At 36.9% G+C, this 17,062-nt stretch carries 16 protein-coding genes; 10 read left to right on the top strand and 6 right to left on the bottom strand.

Translation table 11 applies throughout. The features are described 5' to 3' along the window. Positions 1 to 8: 8 nt before the first annotated feature. The gene (locus OK18_RS16175) at positions 9 to 1,172 is read right to left on the bottom strand and encodes a hypothetical protein (protein WP_053328673.1); all 1,164 of its coding nucleotides are present in this window, start codon (positions 1,170 to 1,172) and stop codon (positions 9 to 11) included. A gap of 217 nt (positions 1,173 to 1,389) precedes the next feature. Between OK18_RS16175 and OK18_RS16170 the strand changes: the two genes are divergently transcribed. From OK18_RS16170 to OK18_RS16130, 9 genes are all read left to right on the top strand, one after another. Further along, a complete protein-coding gene (locus OK18_RS16170) occupies positions 1,390 to 2,193 on the top strand; it encodes a helix-turn-helix domain-containing protein (RefSeq protein WP_082129215.1) in 804 nt (267 codons plus the stop codon). 128 nt (positions 2,194 to 2,321) lie between these two features. After that, positions 2,322 to 3,203 (top strand): cupin-like domain-containing protein, encoded by an 882-nt coding sequence (locus tag OK18_RS16165; protein ID WP_053328671.1) that lies wholly within the window; start codon positions 2,322 to 2,324, stop codon positions 3,201 to 3,203. 159 nt (positions 3,204 to 3,362) lie between these two features. After that, positions 3,363 to 4,085: a hypothetical protein gene (locus OK18_RS16160; protein WP_050021219.1), complete on the top strand. Its 723-nt coding sequence runs from the start codon at positions 3,363 to 3,365 to the stop codon at positions 4,083 to 4,085. Positions 4,086 to 4,595: 510 nt separating this feature from the next. Then, the gene (locus OK18_RS16155; protein WP_053328670.1) at positions 4,596 to 5,066 is read left to right on the top strand and encodes a transposase; all 471 of its coding nucleotides are present in this window, start codon (positions 4,596 to 4,598) and stop codon (positions 5,064 to 5,066) included. 86 nt (positions 5,067 to 5,152) lie between these two features. Further along, positions 5,153 to 5,689 (top strand): TetR/AcrR family transcriptional regulator, encoded by a 537-nt coding sequence (locus tag OK18_RS16150; RefSeq protein WP_053328669.1) that lies wholly within the window; start codon positions 5,153 to 5,155, stop codon positions 5,687 to 5,689. Positions 5,690 to 5,699: 10 nt separating this feature from the next. Then, positions 5,700 to 6,233 (top strand): Crp/Fnr family transcriptional regulator, encoded by a 534-nt coding sequence (locus OK18_RS16145; RefSeq protein WP_082129214.1) that lies wholly within the window; start codon positions 5,700 to 5,702, stop codon positions 6,231 to 6,233. A 79-nt stretch (positions 6,234 to 6,312) separates the two neighbouring features. After that, the gene (locus tag OK18_RS16140; RefSeq protein WP_053328668.1) at positions 6,313 to 6,696 is read left to right on the top strand and encodes a hypothetical protein; all 384 of its coding nucleotides are present in this window, start codon (positions 6,313 to 6,315) and stop codon (positions 6,694 to 6,696) included. A 116-nt stretch (positions 6,697 to 6,812) separates the two neighbouring features. Continuing rightward, complete coding sequence (locus tag OK18_RS16135; RefSeq protein WP_053328667.1) at positions 6,813 to 9,623, top strand: TonB-dependent receptor; 2,811 nt, start codon at positions 6,813 to 6,815, stop codon at positions 9,621 to 9,623. 2 nt (positions 9,624 to 9,625) lie between these two features. Further along, the gene (locus OK18_RS16130) at positions 9,626 to 10,669 is read left to right on the top strand and encodes a phytase (protein ID WP_082129213.1); all 1,044 of its coding nucleotides are present in this window, start codon (positions 9,626 to 9,628) and stop codon (positions 10,667 to 10,669) included. Positions 10,670 to 10,799: 130 nt separating this feature from the next. On the opposite strand, the gene OK18_RS16125 is transcribed toward OK18_RS16130, so the two are convergent. After that, positions 10,800 to 13,049: an ATP-binding cassette domain-containing protein gene (locus OK18_RS16125; protein ID WP_053328666.1), complete on the bottom strand. Its 2,250-nt coding sequence runs from the start codon at positions 13,047 to 13,049 to the stop codon at positions 10,800 to 10,802. A 51-nt stretch (positions 13,050 to 13,100) separates the two neighbouring features. On the opposite strand from OK18_RS16125, the gene OK18_RS16120 reads away from it, so the two are divergent. After that, positions 13,101 to 13,523 carry a MarR family winged helix-turn-helix transcriptional regulator gene (locus tag OK18_RS16120; protein WP_053328665.1) on the top strand — a complete coding sequence of 141 codons (423 nt, stop codon included), beginning with the start codon at positions 13,101 to 13,103 and terminating at the stop codon, positions 13,521 to 13,523. A gap of 72 nt (positions 13,524 to 13,595) precedes the next feature. Here the strand turns inward: OK18_RS16120 and OK18_RS16115 are convergent, their stop codons facing one another. From OK18_RS16115 to OK18_RS16100, 4 genes are all read right to left on the bottom strand, one after another. After that, positions 13,596 to 14,318, bottom strand: a complete 723-nt coding sequence (locus tag OK18_RS16115; RefSeq protein ID WP_050021226.1) for a sterol desaturase family protein — start codon at positions 14,316 to 14,318, stop codon at positions 13,596 to 13,598. Between the two features lie 167 nt (positions 14,319 to 14,485). Further along, entirely contained in the window at positions 14,486 to 14,755 is a 270-nt protein-coding gene (locus OK18_RS16110; protein WP_053328664.1) for a hypothetical protein, read from the bottom strand. Positions 14,756 to 14,860: 105 nt separating this feature from the next. Then, positions 14,861 to 16,186: a S41 family peptidase gene (locus tag OK18_RS16105; RefSeq protein ID WP_053328663.1), complete on the bottom strand. Its 1,326-nt coding sequence runs from the start codon at positions 16,184 to 16,186 to the stop codon at positions 14,861 to 14,863. 6 nt (positions 16,187 to 16,192) lie between these two features. Beyond that, on the bottom strand, positions 16,193 to 16,933 hold the full coding sequence (locus OK18_RS16100; RefSeq protein WP_228377629.1) for a hypothetical protein: 741 nt from the start codon (positions 16,931 to 16,933) through the stop codon (positions 16,193 to 16,195). Positions 16,934 to 17,062: the final 129 nt, after the last annotated feature.

Genomic DNA, 17,062 nt, shown 5'->3' with positions numbered 1-17,062 from the left:
TTTAAGTGTTATTCTTTTTTCAACACATGTTTTAGCCTTCTATTTTCTTCTTTTAATTCTTTAATATCCTTACTCATTTGGATCTGATACAAAGTCAGTTCTTCTATTTTCTGCAAAAGCTTAGAATTCATATCTCCGAGATCTATTCCATTTTTTACCACTTCATCAGCAGAAGGGATATTAGGAAGATGTCCTTTATTCTGAATATGTTTTTCTACCTCTGATAAAGGCATTAACTGATAATCTTCTTTGAAAACATTATCTGCCCAGTCATTTGCAGAAGCCACTTCAACTTTTATTTTTTCTGTTTTAATTCCCTCTTTTACAAAAAGTTTATATTTACGGCCATCTGCCGATATTCCATTGGCAGGCAGTAAATCAGCAAATTGACCGATTCCGATAATACCATTGTTCCCAACAATCCAATTACCAATATTGAGCTCATTATCAATTATAGACCGAGAAGATTTCACTTCATTTCCTATAAAAATATTATTAGTGCCTTTTATCAAATTGTAACCAGCCTGATAACCTATACCAATATTATTGGAATATTGTGCATTATCTTCGCTGGAAATAGCTTGGGAGGCCAGCCAGAACAAGGACAGAGTACCTATTGCCACATTATATCTTCCGTGTTTTAAAGTCTGTAAAGCCCCGGATCCAAATGCAGAATTACCAGTTACAAAAAAATTTATGTCTGAAACCTGATCTCTGGATAAGGCAAAAGTTCCTACTGCAGTATTTTCTAATAGCCACCCTTTACCTCCTATTGTTTGAGAACCTACCGCTACATTATAGGTGGACTGTTCTACATTTACAAAAGCTTGATATCCTATAGCTGTATTAGTATGCCCAGCAGCAGAATTAAAGCTATCCAGACCAAAAATCGTATTCCTTCCATTTCCTTCTGCTATGCTTTCATTGCCTCCCCCAAAAAATAGATTTTTGCCCCACGAAGCATCTGTTCCTGACGGAATAAATTTTCCTTTCGGTGTAATTCTTAGTTGCTCTATATTATTTGTTTTTAGAATTAGTGGTTGATTGTCAATAGTTCCAATAAAATGATCAAAAGGATTAGTTCCGGCATTACCTGTCGTATTCCATGGTTGTATTTGAGAATAACTAAAAGTGATAGTAAGTATAGTGAAAACAGATGTGATTTTTTTCATAGCGATTGTGTTTTTTTGACCTATATAAATCTATAATAAGCATCGGTTTCCAAGCAAATATATAAGGTAGGAAAATATTTAAATTCATAAATTTAATGGGTAAAAACAGAAAATATTTACGTAAAAATACTCAAGCAAAAACACTTAAAAATATGATAATCAAAATTTTAAAAAATTCAATTCATTTTTGTACTTTTGATGATATTAATTCCTCTATATGAGAATTTTTCTATGGGTTATACTATTCGTTATGAGTTATTATCAGCTTTTTACAAAAAGTCGAGTTGGAGGATTATATCCTATCATTGAAGATAAAATCACCATAAAAACCTTACCACTAAAAAAAGTTCAATACATATCAGGTTTTTTAGACGGGGATGATGAACTCAAAAAAATAAGTAATGAGAACGCCATCTTAAAAAAATCTCATACCCAGGAAAAAAAATTCCGTAACAGTATTGCTGTAATTTCCCTTCTTTCATTTTTTATACTGTTAGGGCTCACATACACGTATTACCGAAAACAGAAATACTATAAGACCTTATATTTTGAAGCCATTACAAACCGGGAAAAAATAAATATTGAATATCAATATGAAAATACACAAGTTGAAATTAGCAACCCAATCCATGACCAATTAGACATCAACCCTTTGATTGTGGAAAATATATTGTCTTATCTTAATACTTTTGAGCTGAAAAAAAAATATTTGATAAAAGATATTTCTCTTTTAAATATGGCAAAGGAATGTGGAACAAACACCGCATATCTGTCAAAAGTAATCAATCATTATAAGAAAAATAATTTTGCCTCTTATCTTAATAATTTAAGGTTGAACCATGCTGTAGAATTATGGAAAACCACACCTAGGCTTCGCTATAAAAGTATTCAGGAGATGGCAGATATGGTAGGCTTTAAAACGGCCCAAAGCTTTTCTAAAAAATTTCATGAAAAGTATAAAACAACCCCTACGTATTTCCTGAAGGATCTGAATCAGAATATTCAAAAAAATATAGCTTAAATAATCAGCAATTGTACTTACATCAATTATAAATTGTTCAATAAATATTTTTCAATTTATTATACTATTTCAATGATTCTCATTTTTTTTCATAAATATTTAATAATTTAGCCTGATAATTTAAACAAATGGGAATACTCCTTAAACCGATTGATATTGTAGATGACATTTCACAGGAAGATTTCCGTGAAAAATACTTAAAGCCATGTAAGCCAGTGGTAATCAAAAATATGGCGATAAAATGGCCGGCCTATCAAAAATGGACAATGGAATACATGAAAGAGGTAGTAGGCGATGTTGAAGTTCCATTATATGATAGCTCCAAGGCTGATCCTGCAGCTCCTATTAACACTCCGACAACAAAAATGCCGTTCAGCGAATATGTTGACCTTATCCAAAGGGAACCAACCGATCTTAGGATCTTTTTCTTTGATCCTATAAAATTTGCGCCCAAATTACTGGATGATTACATCCCTCCAAAAAATCTGATGGGAGGTTTTCTAGATAAATATCCGAGTATGTTTTTTGGAGGTAAGGGATCCGTAACCTTCCTGCATTATGATATTGATATGCCTCATATCTTCCATACGCATTTTAACGGAAGAAAGCATGTTCTCCTTTTTGAATATAAATGGAAAACCCGCCTGTACAAACTTCCTTATGCAACTTACGCCCTGGAAGACTATGACATTGCAAATCCCGATTTTGAAAAATTTCCGGCATTGGATGGTATTGAAGGCATCGAATGCTATTTAGAGCATGGAGACACTCTATTTATGCCTACCGGCTGGTGGCACTGGATGAAATATCTGGATGGATCTTTTTCCATCTCTCTTCGCGCCTGGGATAAAAGCTGGGCTGTAAAAGCACACTCACTTTGGAACTTAGCCGTTCAGCGAAATTTTGATAATTTCATGAAAGCCCGTTATAAGAAAAGGTACATGGACTGGAAGGAGAAAAAAGCTGTTAAAAAAGCGAATATTGCTTTAAAAAAAGGATTACCTAAATAAGTATTCATAAATAACAGGCCGGAAATTATCTCCAGCCCGTTATTTATCAGTCTCTGAAGTTAAACTCTTTTATTTCATTCAACAAATGATTGGCAATAACGACTTAAAAAATTATTAAATTGCATAGTCAGCCCATCTTTGCCTAATACCGGATGATATATGTTTGAAAAATTGATTGATAGCTTTGAAAAACTCTGTTTACAGATTATTATCGAAATATTACTGGTTCCCGTAACTATTTATAAATTGTTTAAAGAACCTCATCGCTGCTATGACTTTGCCGTTCAGGAAATGGAAAAAGAGGAAGCAGAACGTTTCCTTGATTATTTATCTCCCATCAAACTTTCGGTATATACCTCGGTAATTGTTTCCGTTCTTCTAATGGATTACAGCGGGGAACACAACTTTATTTCCAGGATTAAAGGGCTGAGCATGGTGGAAAAAGCTTTATTCATATTTATGATGAACAATTTTACAGCCGTTGCTTTCAGTGTGATATTATTAGGGTACAAAAAAGAAAAGGTCAATACAATAACCTTCCGCACCTTATTATTTTCATTCATTTATACTACAGTATATACCTCTACTCCTTTCTTTATACTGATTCTTTCTGCCATGTTTCTGGGACAAACTGTGAATGTTCAGTCTTATTTGAATCATCTTGACCAACTTTCTGTTTCCGGAAATTATGGTTCCAGGGATTATTTCTTTTTCATCATTTTCATTGTATTTCTTATTATAGGAATTATCGGATTGATAAAACTATTTAAAGCCCTGCATTATATTCTGAAAGAAAACCTCCGCTATCATCCTTATATGATATGGTTTTTCACCTTATTGTTCTTCCTTATACAGGTTTATTATGCAAGAGGATTTGTATAAAACTTACCTCTGTCAACAAACTTTATTGCTGCTGCTTATTTCCTTGTGATCACCCGGATAGAAATCCACAGTTTTTATAGGTTTAGAGGTTTATCTGGGGTTCAACCGGATTAACAGAGTAATATTTTATCAAAAAACCTTCTCATTTTTCGTTAGATAGCCCGACAAAACTCCTTCACAATAAACCTAAAACCAATGATTATCAACACATTAAAAAAAGTAGAACCTATGTATCTTCTATTCTTTTTTATTGAAACAGGTTTTTCGTTAACATTGTAACAACTAGACGCCATTCCGGAATATGTTCTTAAATATTCAGATGGAAAATACTTTATCAGTTTAATAATTTTTCCATTGACAGGCTCCTGACGCACAAGTTGAAATGAACACATTTTTCAAAATGCTTTTGTACCGGATAGTCATGGCTATTTATAGATGCACAGGCAATATAACTGCATGCAATAAAAAGATTATGCCGCAGTGAACCATTAAAAACACAAACATATATAGATGAATCTTAAGGAAATACACATTGGTAAACTTATACAGATAAGGACCGATGAAAAGAAACTGGATAAAGACCGGATATGCAGTTATCTTAAATGTACAGAGGATGAACTTGAAAGGATGTATGAGGCAAAGAGCATGTCAAGTGAATTACTTTTAAAATGGAGCAAGCTGCTGGAATATGATTTTTTCAGGATTTATTCACAACATCTGATTTTTTACTCGCCACCGGCTGTCAATTATCAAAAAAAAGGAGCTGTCTCAAAAAATCCCATGCCGCAATTCAGGAAAAACATTTACACCTCTGAAATCATTGAATTTATACTAGACCTTATCAGTTCCGGGGCCAAAACAAAACAGCAGATTATTACGGAATACCGTATTCCCAAAACCACCCTGTATAAGTGGGTCGAAAAATATTCTTCTTCAGAAAAAAAACTGATTTCATTGCAATCTACTCCGGCAGATGATTGAAAATATCGTGAAATAGCTTGTAATTTCGTTTAAACAAAAAAGAACAGTCTGTTCAGATTTATTTAAATTTGCTAAAAATAGCCTTCATGTCCAAACCTCGTGAAAGAATACTAAATACCACTATGATCTTGTTTCATCAACAAGGTTATAACAATACCGGCATCAATCAGATCATTGAAGAGTCGGCGGTTTCAAAAGCCAGTTTTTATCAGCATTTCAAATCGAAAGATGACCTGTGTATTGAATTTCTTGACAAAAGATATGCTTATTGGATATCGGAATTAAAGAACTTTATTTCCGGAGCGCAGACTGTAGAAGAAAGGTTTTTGAAATCATTTGACTTTTTGATCTTCATGAACGAAAAAGAAAATTTCCGGGGCTGCAGCTTTTTGAATATATTATCTGAAATTCCCTCTGAAAAAGTGGAGATTCATAAGGTGATCCGCAGCCATAAAAAAGCGTTACGGGATGCCTTTAACAAGGATCTTAAAGATGATATGCTATCCGACCATATTTACCTTCTTTTTGAAAGCTGTATAGTGACCAGCCAGCTTTACAGGTCAAATGAATTAATCAAAAAAACCAAATCAATAGTACAAGGACTGCTTTTATCTTCCTGCTAATCGACTCTCCATGCAAATACCTGATATTAAATCCTTCCTTCATACCGCTCCTCATCTGTTCCGGGAAGTACAATATCCTGCTAAAAAGGTACTCCTTGAAGAAGGCCAGGTTTCAGCCAACATGTTTTTAGTCAAAAGCGGAGCATTAAGGGAATATTTTTATAAGGATGGAAAAGAACTTACCCTCGAATTTATAACCGAAAATCAGGCTGTAGCGTCTTTTGACAGCTTCGTGAACGGTACCCCAAGTGATTTTTTGATAGAAACGCTGGAACCTTCTGTTGTTTATGAATTGCATTACAAAGCTTTCCGGCAATTGCTGGAAAATCCAGGATTTCAACAAACCTTTAATACTTTATTTTATAAGCGGTTTAGTGAAATCAGTAAAAGACTGATGTCTTTTATTAAAGATTCTCCTCAGGAAAGATATAAGCAGCTTCTCAAAAAGAGACCGGAAATTTTACTCCGGTTTCCACAACATTATATTGCATCTTACCTTGGGATTACCAGTGTTTCTTTAAGCAGGATCCGGAATCGCAGATAAGTAATTGGAGTTTTTCTTTACAATTGTTATCGTTCCGTCATGAATACCGGATGTAATTTTGTTTCACAATATTAACATTATGAAGCATTTTATCCAAGAAGTTTTCAGTGAAGTGCTGGAAAATCCGGTATTTGATCAGATTCTGATCGAAAAATATTTTTCTAAAGAATATATCCAGTATGTTGATGGAACCTGTCTGAACTATAACGAATTTGTTTTGCATATTAAAAAACTTAAAGAAAAAGTAACGCAACAACAAATTGAAATCATTAACCACGCTGAAAACAGGAATATCATTTTTACCCATCATCTGGCAAAGTCTGTCTTAAAAGATGGAAGTACGGTCAGGCATAAAGTACTGGCGGAGTTTACCATTGCTGATGGAAAAATTATACAATGTAATGAATTAACTTTATTAATAGAGGGAGATCATACAGCAAAAAATCTGGGTTCTGAAGTTTAGGAAAACACCGTTCCGTCTGTGTATTAACAAATTTTAAAACAATGTTAATTTTCATTTTAAATCATTTTCCAAACGTACGTTTAATTTTGTTCATAATTTTAATCTAATATAGGAAGGTGAAGAAAATTTTTACATCTGTTTTATTTTGTGCATCTATTTTTTTCTATGCACAAACCGGTAGTCTGTCCGGAAACATCAACGACGACTCAAAGATTGCCTTGCCGGGAGCTAAAATCTCCTTGAGTCCCGGTAACATCTATACGACTTCCGATGAGCATGGAAATTTTGTATTCCTGAATGTTCCTCCCGGAAACTACACCATGAAAGTAGATTATCTTGGCTATGGTGTCCATGAATATAATGTAACGGTAGAACCTGAAAAAAACACCAGGCAGAATATTATTTTTGCAAAAAAAGAAACTACGATTGATGAGATTGTGGTTTCCGGATCTACGTTAAAAAACCAGGCAAGGGCTTTGAATAAGCAGAAAAATAACGCCAATATTACCAATGTGATCTCGGCCGACCAGATCGGGCGTTTTCCTGATGCCAACATTGGAGATGCGCTGAAACGTGTTCCCGGTATTACCATACAGAATGACCAGGGAGAAGCCAGAAACCTTATCATCAGAGGACTTGCTCCAAATCTCAACTCTGTTACCCTGAACGGTGACAGGATTCCTTCTGCTGAGGGTGATAATCGTAATGTTCAGATGGACCTTATCCCCTCTGATATGATTTCTACCATAGAGGTAAATAAGACCTTAACACCGGATATGGACGCTGATGCCATAGGGGGCTCTGTCAATCTTATTACCAGAGCTTCGCCCAATGGCGAAAGAATTTCAGCAACATTAGCGGGAGGATACAGTCCTATCCGCGAAAAGGGAAATTATACAGCTGGATTGGTATATGGAAACCGTTTTTTAGATAAAAAGTTGGGTGCGGTATTCAGTTTTTCTTATAACAATAATAATTTCGGTTCAGACAATATTGAACCGGTATGGAGTCTTGCCAATGATGCCACCCAAACGGTTTATATCAGCAAAATGGGTGTCCGTTATTATAATGAGCACCGTATCAGGCATAGTTTTGACCTTAATATGGATTATGAATTCAATTCAAAGAATAAAATCTATGCTTCCGCCATGTATAATTTCAGGAATGATAAAGAAACACGGTATGCGCTCGGATATAAGATAAAACCTGTTTATAATACTGATGAAACCGAAATTACAGGCTGGAAAGGAAGCATTACAAGACAAAATAAAGGCGGTGATGCTGACAATGACAATACCCGTTTTGAAAAACAAAAAGTTCAGAATTATGCTTTAAGAGGTGAGCATTTGCTGGGATCCAAAGTGGATCTTGACTGGTCTGTAAACTATGCCATTGCCAGTGAAGATAAACCGCATCAGCGTTATATAGAATTTGAAAACAGTAAGATGACCTTTTCCCAGGACCTCATCAGTCCTGAAAAGCCTGTCATTACTCCTCTTGCTGCGGATGATCTGGGAAGTTATAAACTGAGTGATCTGTCGGATGCCAACAGTTTTACACAGGAGAAGGAATTGGGTGCCAAAATGAATGTACGCTTTCCTTTTTCCGTAATTGATGGCCGGAAAGGAAGGTTACGTACGGGTTTCCGTCTCCGTTTAAAAGAAAAGGAAAGGAATAATGATTTCTATGCTTTTCAGCCGGTCAGCAGTCTGGGAAGCCTTCTTTCCGTACCTACAATATATCTTGACGGGCATAACTTCCAGGCCGGCCATTATGTCCCCGGGACATTTGTTGATCCTTCCTATCTTGGAGGGTTAGATTTATTTAACCCTAATCTTTTCAATGGAAAATCCAGGCCTGAAAAGTTCCTTTCAAGCAATTATACTGCAAAGGAGCAGATCTATGCAGGCTATATCCGCTGGGACCAGGATTTAAACGATCAACTTTCCATGATCTTAGGGGCCCGTATTGAAACCACAAAGATAGATTACACCGGAAACTACGTTATGAATGAAAAAGACCTGATTGGCCAGATCAACAATACCAATACCTATACCAACGTACTTCCTAATATTTCATTCAAATATGTCCCGGTACAGGATCTGGTGCTTCGTGCAGCTTTTACCACCGCTCTTGCCCGTCCTAATTATTATTCGCTGGTCCCTTACCTTAATGTCATTCCGGAAGATGAAATAGTAGCCGCCGGGAATCCGGGTTTAAAAGCGACCTATGCTTATAACTTTGATTTTATGGCAGAGAAATATTTTAAGTCCGTAGGAATTCTTTCCGGGGGGATTTTTTATAAAAACCTGAATAATTTTATTTACACCTATTCCAAAAGAAACTACACAGCCGATGATTTTGCAACGGATTTTGCGGGACAGTCTAATCCTATCCCTGCCGGGGAAAGCAACTGGAAGTTTACCCAACAGAGAAATGGAGATAATGTAGATATTTATGGATTTGAAGTTGCTTTGCAGAGACAGATGGATTTTATTCCGGGAGCATTCTGGAAAGGATTGGGCGTATATGTTAACTATACCTACACTCAATCCAAAGCAAAAGGAATTACCAATGAAGATGGTGCTGAAAGAACCGATGTAGGTCTTCCGGGTACGGCTCCTCATATGTTTAATGGCTCTCTTTCATGGGAAAACAAACGTTTTTCGGCCAGAATTTCTATGAATTATGCATCTCATTACATTGATGAATTAGGAGGTAAAGCTTTTGATGACCGTTATTACGACAAACAGTTTTTCCTGGATGCAAATGCTTCTTACAAAATAACAAACCAGTTGAGAATTTTTGCTGAAGCCAATAATCTGACCAACCAGCCGTTAAGATATTACCAGGGAATTCAGAGCAGAACAACCCAGGCAGAATATTACAGACCCCGATTTACTGTAGGGATAAAATTTGATTTTTAATAATGAAAAAAATAAAATATATACTTTCACTTCCGGCAGCGGCTTTTCTGTTTAGCTGTACGGGACAGCAAACACCTGGACAAAAAATAAAACCCACAATCATTACAGAAGCTGTGGTTCATGACACTGATGATCCTGCAATATGGATCAATCCGGAAGATACTTCAAAAAGCATCATTATAGGAACGGATAAAGATACTGATGGCGGATTGTACGCCTTTGATCTCAACGGAAAGATCATCCGGAAAGTTTCAGGGCTTAAACGCCCCAATAATGTGGATATTGAATATGGATTTACCCTTAACGGCAAAAAAACTGATATTGCTGCCGTTACGGAAAGAGAAACCAATAAAGTAAAATTTTACTCATTACCCGATTTGAAGAAGATCGGAGAAATTGCTGTATTTGAAGGAGAAACAGAACGGGGACCGATGGGAATTTCTTTATATAAAAGCCCGGCAACCGGAGACCAGTTTGTTATTGTCGGAAGAAAGTCCGGCCCTGCCGATGGTTATCTTTGGCAATATAAACTTTATGAAAAAAACGGAATTATCACGGGAGAGGTTGTCCGTAAGTTCGGGAAATACAGTGGGCTGAAAGAGATCGAAAGTATCGCTGTAGATGATGAAATGGGATATATTTATTATTCTGACGAACAATTTGGAGTTCATCAGTACTACGCTGATCCGGATAAAGGAAATCAGGAGCTGCTGGTTTTCGGAAAAGGAGATTTTAAGTCTGACGTAGAAGGAATTTCTATCTACTCTACTTCTAAAGAGACGGGATATATCCTGGTTTCCAATCAACAGAATGATACATTTAATGTATACCTGAGGGAAGATCCTTCAAAAGGAAGAATTGCAGAAATACCTGTTTCTACCAGCGAAAGTGATGGTTCTGAAGTAACCCATATTAATCTGGGCCCACAATTTCCGAAAGGGATATTTGTTGCAATGAGCAATGGCAGAGTATTTCATTTATATGACTGGAGACTGATTGAAGAAAAAATACAATCTGCTGCAAAATCTTCCGCCCGGACAAAATAATTGTAAACCATTAAGATCCATAAAGCTCCAGGAAAATTAAATAATGTAATTTATACTTGTTATAAAGTATAGACTAGTAAAACTTTTACTATTCCTGCTAGCTTATCTTAATGGTTTAATTCTTTTTCATTTACTGAATATGCTTCCTCAGAAATTCTGCAGTGACTGATGTTTTGCTGGTCAGCAGGTCTTCCGGTGTCCCTTCAAACACTATCTTTCCGCCGTATTTTCCGGCCCCGGGGCCCATATCAATAATCCAGTCTGCCTGTGCAATAATATCCAGATTATGCTCAATAACAATCAGGGTATTATTCTGGTTTACCAGATGGTTAAAAAAAGTCAGCAACTTCTTGGTATCACTTGGATGTAAGCCCGTACTAGGTTCGTCCAGAACGATGATCTGGTTGGTGTTTTTCAATTCCCTGGTCAGTTTCATACGTTGTCTTTCACCTCCTGAAAAGCTATCCAATCTTTGTCCGAGTGTCAGATAATCCAACCCCAATTGTATGAGCAGATCAAAATTTTTAAGCACAGACTCTTCCCTAAAGAAACAGACCGCTTCAGAAACGGTCATATCCATTACCTCTACAATTGTTTTTCCGTTGTATACATACTGCAGTACATCAGGATTAAATCCAGAACCGCCACAGACCTCACAGGGCTGTTCAATATCATCCATAAAAGCAAGGTCTATCCTCTCCACTCCCAATCCTTTACAATTGGGACAGGCTCCTTCACTGTTTCTGCTAAACAGCTTATCTGAAACATGATTGGATTGCGCAAACAGTTTGCGTATGGTATCTGATATCGCTAAATAGGTAAGCAGATTGGAACGTGCACTGGCAGCAAACAGGGATTGATCTATAATAGTGACTTCAGGATAGAAATCAGGCAAAATACGGTTGATGAGTGTACTTTTCCCTGATCCTGCCACTCCGGTCACCACAGTCATTACCCCGGCAGGAATGTTGATGCTGATATTTTTAAGATTGTACAGACTGGCATTCCGGATTTTCAGATGTCCTTCCGCTTTTTTGTATATGTGTTTTATTACGGGTTTCCTTGCAAAATAAGAGCCTGTTTTGCCTTTGGAATTTTTTATATTTTCAAATGTTCCTTCGTATATCACTTCTCCTCCGTTTCTGCCTGAACTAGGTCCCATATCAATGATTCGGTCTGCCATCTTAATCAGGTCGGGATCGTGCTCCACTATTAAAACAGAATTTCCTTTATCCCTGATTTGCCGGATAATGGAAATAATATTCTGAAGATCTTTCGGATGAAGACCAATACTAGGCTCATCGAAAATATACAGCAGGTCTACCAAACTGTTTCCAAGGCTTCTTACCATTTTTATCCGCTGGGATTCTCCTCCTGAAAGAGTGTTTGTATTTCTGTCCAATGTCAGATATTGTAATCCGATCGTTATTATATTCTGAAGCTTTGCTGAAAGTTCCCTTATAATCACGTCATAGGTACCGGAGTCCAGTGAAGAGATGAATTCCAGGAGCTCGTCAACAGACAGCGCCATACAGTCGGCTATACTTTTTCCTTTAATTTTGCAGGACAATACTTTTTTGTTCAGCCGTTTTCCCAGACAGACAGGACATGTTTTCGTAATGACAACATGGTTCAGAGCATCTTTTCTTGTTATATTCTCTTTGGAGTCCTTTTTCAGGAACGCCTTTTCAATTCTGGGAATAATGCCTTCGTATTTTACGGTTTTCCCCCACTCTTTATAGGGATGCTTAGGTTTATGCTCTTCTGCATTTAAAAGCATATTCCATTCTTCATCCGTAAAGTCTTTCAGTTTTTTATCATTATCAAAATATCCGGATAAGGTATATCTCGTTAATCGCCATCCTCCCGGCTGGAATGTCGGAAATCTGATGGCACCTTCATTCAAAGACTTATTCTTGTCCAATAAGGCAGTAACATCCAGGGTCTGAACAAATCCAAGGCCTTCACATTCAAGGCACATTCCCTGGGGGTTATTAAATGAAAAAACATTGGAGTATCCGACAAACGGCTGTCCCATTCTCGAAAATAATAATCGTAAAGAGGCAGAGACATCTGCAGCTGTACCCACTGTAGACCTTGCATTTCCTCCCAAACGTTTCTGATTGATGATAATGGGAACATTCAGGTTTTTAATATTGTCCACATCCGGTACCCCGTAATGTTGCAGACGGTTTCTGATGAAGCTGTTCTGGGTTTCATTAATCTGGCGCTGAGCTTCTGCCCCGATGGTCTCAAAAACCAACGAGGATTTCCCGGATCCCGATACCCCTGTAAAAACAACAATCTGATGTTTTGGAATTTTTATGGAAATATTTTTGAGATTATTTTGCCTGGCATTTGTAATTTCTATATTTTCCATGTCTAAAATGATTAACTTTGTTAATAATTAACTAAGTTAAGTATATTTATTATGAAATCCATTGAAAAAGATTTTTTTAACACATTCACTGATTTCCAGTGCCTTATTCTGGCTCATATGAACCGAGGTGATATTAATGGAGTTACTGCAGGGCATTATAATATCATTGAGTTTATTCTAAGGAAGAAAATTGCCACGGGAAGAGAGGTGGCCACGGCATTTAATATCAGTCAGGCTGCTGTTTCCAAGCAACTGAAATTTCTGATTAATCATGATTTTATTATTCAGAAACAGGATGCCGCTGATCGTAGGAAGTTCAATCTTTCCGTAACGGAAAAAGGCAGGTTTATCATAGAAAATTCGGAAACTTTCAGGAAAAATATCACCCGGCAAACGGCTTCTATACTGACAGCTAAGGAATTGGAAAATTTTAATCACCTGCTAGGTAAAGTTTTAAATCATATAAAACTTTAACCAAAGTCTCCTTTATTTATTTGTATTTGATGAAACGTCAACAATTTTAATAGTCTTTTACTACAAATTGCACTATCTGTAAGTTCCAAACAGTCGGTCCCAAATAGAAGTATAAAAGCCAAAATTTTTGGTTTCATCCAAATGGTGCTGATTATGAAATCTTGTGGTTCCTACAAAAATACGGTCAAAAGAAGCCGGAAAAAACTCCCTGTTCAAATGGCCGATAGTTCCCCAGACCAGATTGACTAACAGGTAAACTGAAATAGAAACCGCTGAAAAATCATAACACATCAGTAAAACCAGCATCATGAGTCCAAAACCAATTGTTTCCAAAGGATGTAAAACAAAAAGGCTCAGGAAATTGGTGCTTACATGCTGATGGTGCTTTCCATGTATCCGTTTATAGACAAAAGGCAGATGGGCGGCATAATGAAAAAAATACATCAATACATCCATCAAAAGAAGCAATGCAATAACTTCTGAAACAATTTCCGTTACCGATGGATGTATAGTAAGCTCAATCCAGCCGGTTTTCCATAAAAAAACTCCAATCAGCATGACCAGGCTATTGCAGATAATGGTAAGAAAACTCAGGTAAAGATCAGATCTTGTAACAGGATGATTTTTTCCCTGCAGTACGTTTTTGCGACAGGTTCTGTCAATAAAAATATAGAGACTTATTGAAAAGAAATACAGGAAAATATTAATAATCACACTGAACACAAGCCACTGCAACCAGGAAAACTGCCAAAATATTTCTAAATAACCGGAAAAAACAGCTCCATTAAAATTCATAGACACACCATCTTTCAACTTAATGTTATAAAAATAAGAATTTTGAGATTAAAGCAATAAATAAAATGGATTTTAAACATCATGTATAAACTGACTGTCAAAAGAATGAGCCACCTAAAAGTGTCTCATTATGAGCCTAATGATGGAGTTTTTTGATTATAGGAAAGCTATTTCTGCCGGGCCTTTCTTTTAAGTTCCCGGAATCTTACCGTAAGTTTCTTTCTCAGTTCGTTATGATATTCCCTATAATTCTTAATGCTTTTTTCAAGGTTCTTTTTGTTAAGCAAATATTCCTCATACAGATCTCTCAATTCTGAAATCTGTGCAATGACCTCAGTGGAACGAAGTTCAGGATCATCCATCGCTTCTGTTAACAGGCGGTAATGTTCTACCCGACTGGTGAGGCTTGTATGAAATTTTGGTTCTATTCCCTGCATGGATTTGGTTTTATGTGATTGTGTTGGTGGTAAAGGTATTTCAGGTAAATGGCAAAACCGCAAATTGTAAATCTGTTTTCTATTTCAGCATAATTAATTTGTTCATTACTGAAGTATATCACTCTGATATAGAATCTTTACTTTCTGAGGTGAGGCTGCTTTATTTGCTGACCTTAAATAAACATTGTCCAATGCTGTAGAAATTAACGTTTCCCCGGGATCACCTAAAGGCAGTAGCGGCAAATCAGAATATTCGCTTACAGCAATCTGTGGGGAAATTCCATCATGATACTCCCCGGCTCCACCGGCATTAAAGACTTTATAAATGACCGGATGGATCTGCCAGGAAATTTTCCGTGGTTTACGTTTGTCTTCTACCGTGAATCCCGCCATATCTTTTCCCAATGTAACATCCCCGATCTGGATTACCTGTATATAGGGCTTCAGATTGTTGATGATTATTTCAGCAGCTGAAGCCGTACTGTTTGAGGTAAGAATATACACTTTACCCAATCCTAAGGCATTAGCACGTAAGGTGTTGAAATCAAGTGCTTTGGGATCATAGGCAATCTGCTGGGCAAATGTCCTTTTTACTTCACCACCGTTTTTATTTCCTTTAAATATAATGAAGGGTGAAGCGGACGTTATACCTGAAGGAATGAGTGAACACAGAGCCGCAGCAGAGGATACCGACCCGCCATAATTATAGCGGAGATCCAGGATAAGTTCCTGTACTCCGGCCCCTTTGAACTCAGCAAACTTCTGATAAAGGGTGGAAGTCATTCCATCAGGAAAATCATAAATATAAAGATATCCCGTCTTTTTCCCGTTTTTATCAAAAATTTTAGATAACAGAGGCTGCTCCATGGAAAAGCCGTAATATATTTTAATTTCTTTTTCATCTGCAACACTGCCATTTTTCCAGCTTCCTACGGTAAGATTCAGGATGGTGAGTTCTTTCATAGATGAGGCCATTGCTTCTGCATTGGCTGCTGTGACAGATGTTCCATTGATTTTGGTAATAATCATCCCCCTTTCCAGCCCGGCGTTGAATGCAGGGGAGTTTTTAAGGACCAGTTTAACAACAGTGATCACGTTTCCATTGCTCTGCTGAATAACCGTATAATCAAAGCCATACATATTCCGGATTGAACGGGGATATGAAGAAGCATCTGCCGTATTGACAATGAAAGAAAACCGGTCCTGTGGAGACAGCAGGCTTTTAAAGAAGTCTTTTACGGGAAGTCTGTAATCCGGTTTGGCAGGCATCTGATCAGCCCAGTAATAATACCGCTTCATACTGTCTTGTACCCATACATTCACAGATTCTGTGCTTCCTTCAGGGAATACGGGAACACTTTCGTCATTATTCGTGCATGCAATGAGAAAAGTGAAAATGATAACAAATGGAATGGTTAGAAAATTATTCATAGCCGACTACAGGTATTCTGATACATCGATATCTCCTTTTACAATCCAGGCGCCATTTTCCTGCTTTTCCTGAAGTACAATCAGATTGGCTCCCATATGCTGCTTGAGCGTTACCTTAACGATCCCGGATCCTGCGTAGGGTTCTGTGGTTCCCGGTTTATAAAGTTCCAGATATACCGGTGCTGAAGGACTGAAGGAACTATAGATTTTCACAGGCGTAAAATTATCTTTCCCGATATTATCAAATTCTGCGAGTACTACCCCGTTTTCCCTTTTTAATACCCCCTTAACATTGATTAGGGAAGATCCTGAAAATTCCCCAAGATTCGGAAATATGAACTCAAAGCCCACTTTTCCAAGATTTACCTGAGGTTTTACCACATAGGTTTGCAAAAAAATTCCCGGCAGATTAAAAAAATACAGGTTTTTGAAATCTTCAGCATTGGTATAAGTGATGGTATATTGTGTGATTTCAGTTCCTGTTTCATTATTATAAATAGCCAGTTTGTTGGTTTCTCCTTCATCCAGTACAAATTGAAGCTGGGTTTCTATTTTATTGGTATAGGAAGTTTTCCCGTTGATGGCTACAGGTTCCCCGTTGAATCTCAGCTGAAGTACATCGGGCTTAGAGTATCCCTTGATGTTTATCTCACCGGGCTTCTGGGCTGTATCATATTTTTCTATTACCGTATTACCGGTACAGGAAACTAATATGATAAAAAACAGCAATGCAAAGATCTTATTCATCTTTATTATTAAATTATAGTATGAAGGTTAAAAATATTGCCCCGCCCAATAGTGCAGGGCAATAAAACAATTATAAAAAAACTACTTGGATATGTTCCGGACAATTGCTTTGTAAAGGCAGTAATCCAA

The sequence above is a fragment of the Chryseobacterium gallinarum genome (assembly GCF_001021975.1).
GTDB classification, from domain to species: Bacteria; Bacteroidota; Bacteroidia; order Flavobacteriales; family Weeksellaceae; genus Chryseobacterium; species Chryseobacterium gallinarum.
The sequence above is the reverse complement of the archived record's forward strand: the minus strand, read 5'-3'. Positions and strand labels throughout refer to the sequence as shown.

Bases quoted from the DNA above. Each gene is read 5' to 3' on its own strand.
- OK18_RS16175 (WP_053328673.1), bottom strand. From the start codon at position 1,172: ATGAAAAAAATCACATCTGTTTTCACTATACTTACTATCACTTTTAGT.
- OK18_RS16170 (WP_082129215.1), top strand. From the start codon at position 1,390: ATGAGAATTTTTCTATGGGTTATACTATTCGTTATGAGTTATTATCAG.
- OK18_RS16165 (WP_053328671.1), top strand. From the start codon at position 2,322: ATGGGAATACTCCTTAAACCGATTGATATTGTAGATGACATTTCACAG.
- OK18_RS16160 (WP_050021219.1), top strand. From the start codon at position 3,363: ATGTTTGAAAAATTGATTGATAGCTTTGAAAAACTCTGTTTACAGATT.
- OK18_RS16155 (WP_053328670.1), top strand. From the start codon at position 4,596: ATGAATCTTAAGGAAATACACATTGGTAAACTTATACAGATAAGGACC.
- OK18_RS16150 (WP_053328669.1), top strand. From the start codon at position 5,153: ATGTCCAAACCTCGTGAAAGAATACTAAATACCACTATGATCTTGTTT.
- OK18_RS16145 (WP_082129214.1), top strand. From the start codon at position 5,700: ATGCAAATACCTGATATTAAATCCTTCCTTCATACCGCTCCTCATCTG.
- OK18_RS16140 (WP_053328668.1), top strand. From the start codon at position 6,313: ATGAAGCATTTTATCCAAGAAGTTTTCAGTGAAGTGCTGGAAAATCCG.
- OK18_RS16130 (WP_082129213.1), top strand. From the start codon at position 9,626: ATGAAAAAAATAAAATATATACTTTCACTTCCGGCAGCGGCTTTTCTG.
- OK18_RS16125 (WP_053328666.1), bottom strand. From the start codon at position 13,049: ATGGAAAATATAGAAATTACAAATGCCAGGCAAAATAATCTCAAAAAT.
- OK18_RS16120 (WP_053328665.1), top strand. From the start codon at position 13,101: ATGAAATCCATTGAAAAAGATTTTTTTAACACATTCACTGATTTCCAG.
- OK18_RS16115 (WP_050021226.1), bottom strand. From the start codon at position 14,318: ATGAATTTTAATGGAGCTGTTTTTTCCGGTTATTTAGAAATATTTTGG.
- OK18_RS16110 (WP_053328664.1), bottom strand. From the start codon at position 14,755: ATGCAGGGAATAGAACCAAAATTTCATACAAGCCTCACCAGTCGGGTA.
- OK18_RS16105 (WP_053328663.1), bottom strand. From the start codon at position 16,186: ATGAATAATTTTCTAACCATTCCATTTGTTATCATTTTCACTTTTCTC.
- OK18_RS16100 (WP_228377629.1), bottom strand. From the start codon at position 16,933: ATGAATAAGATCTTTGCATTGCTGTTTTTTATCATATTAGTTTCCTGT.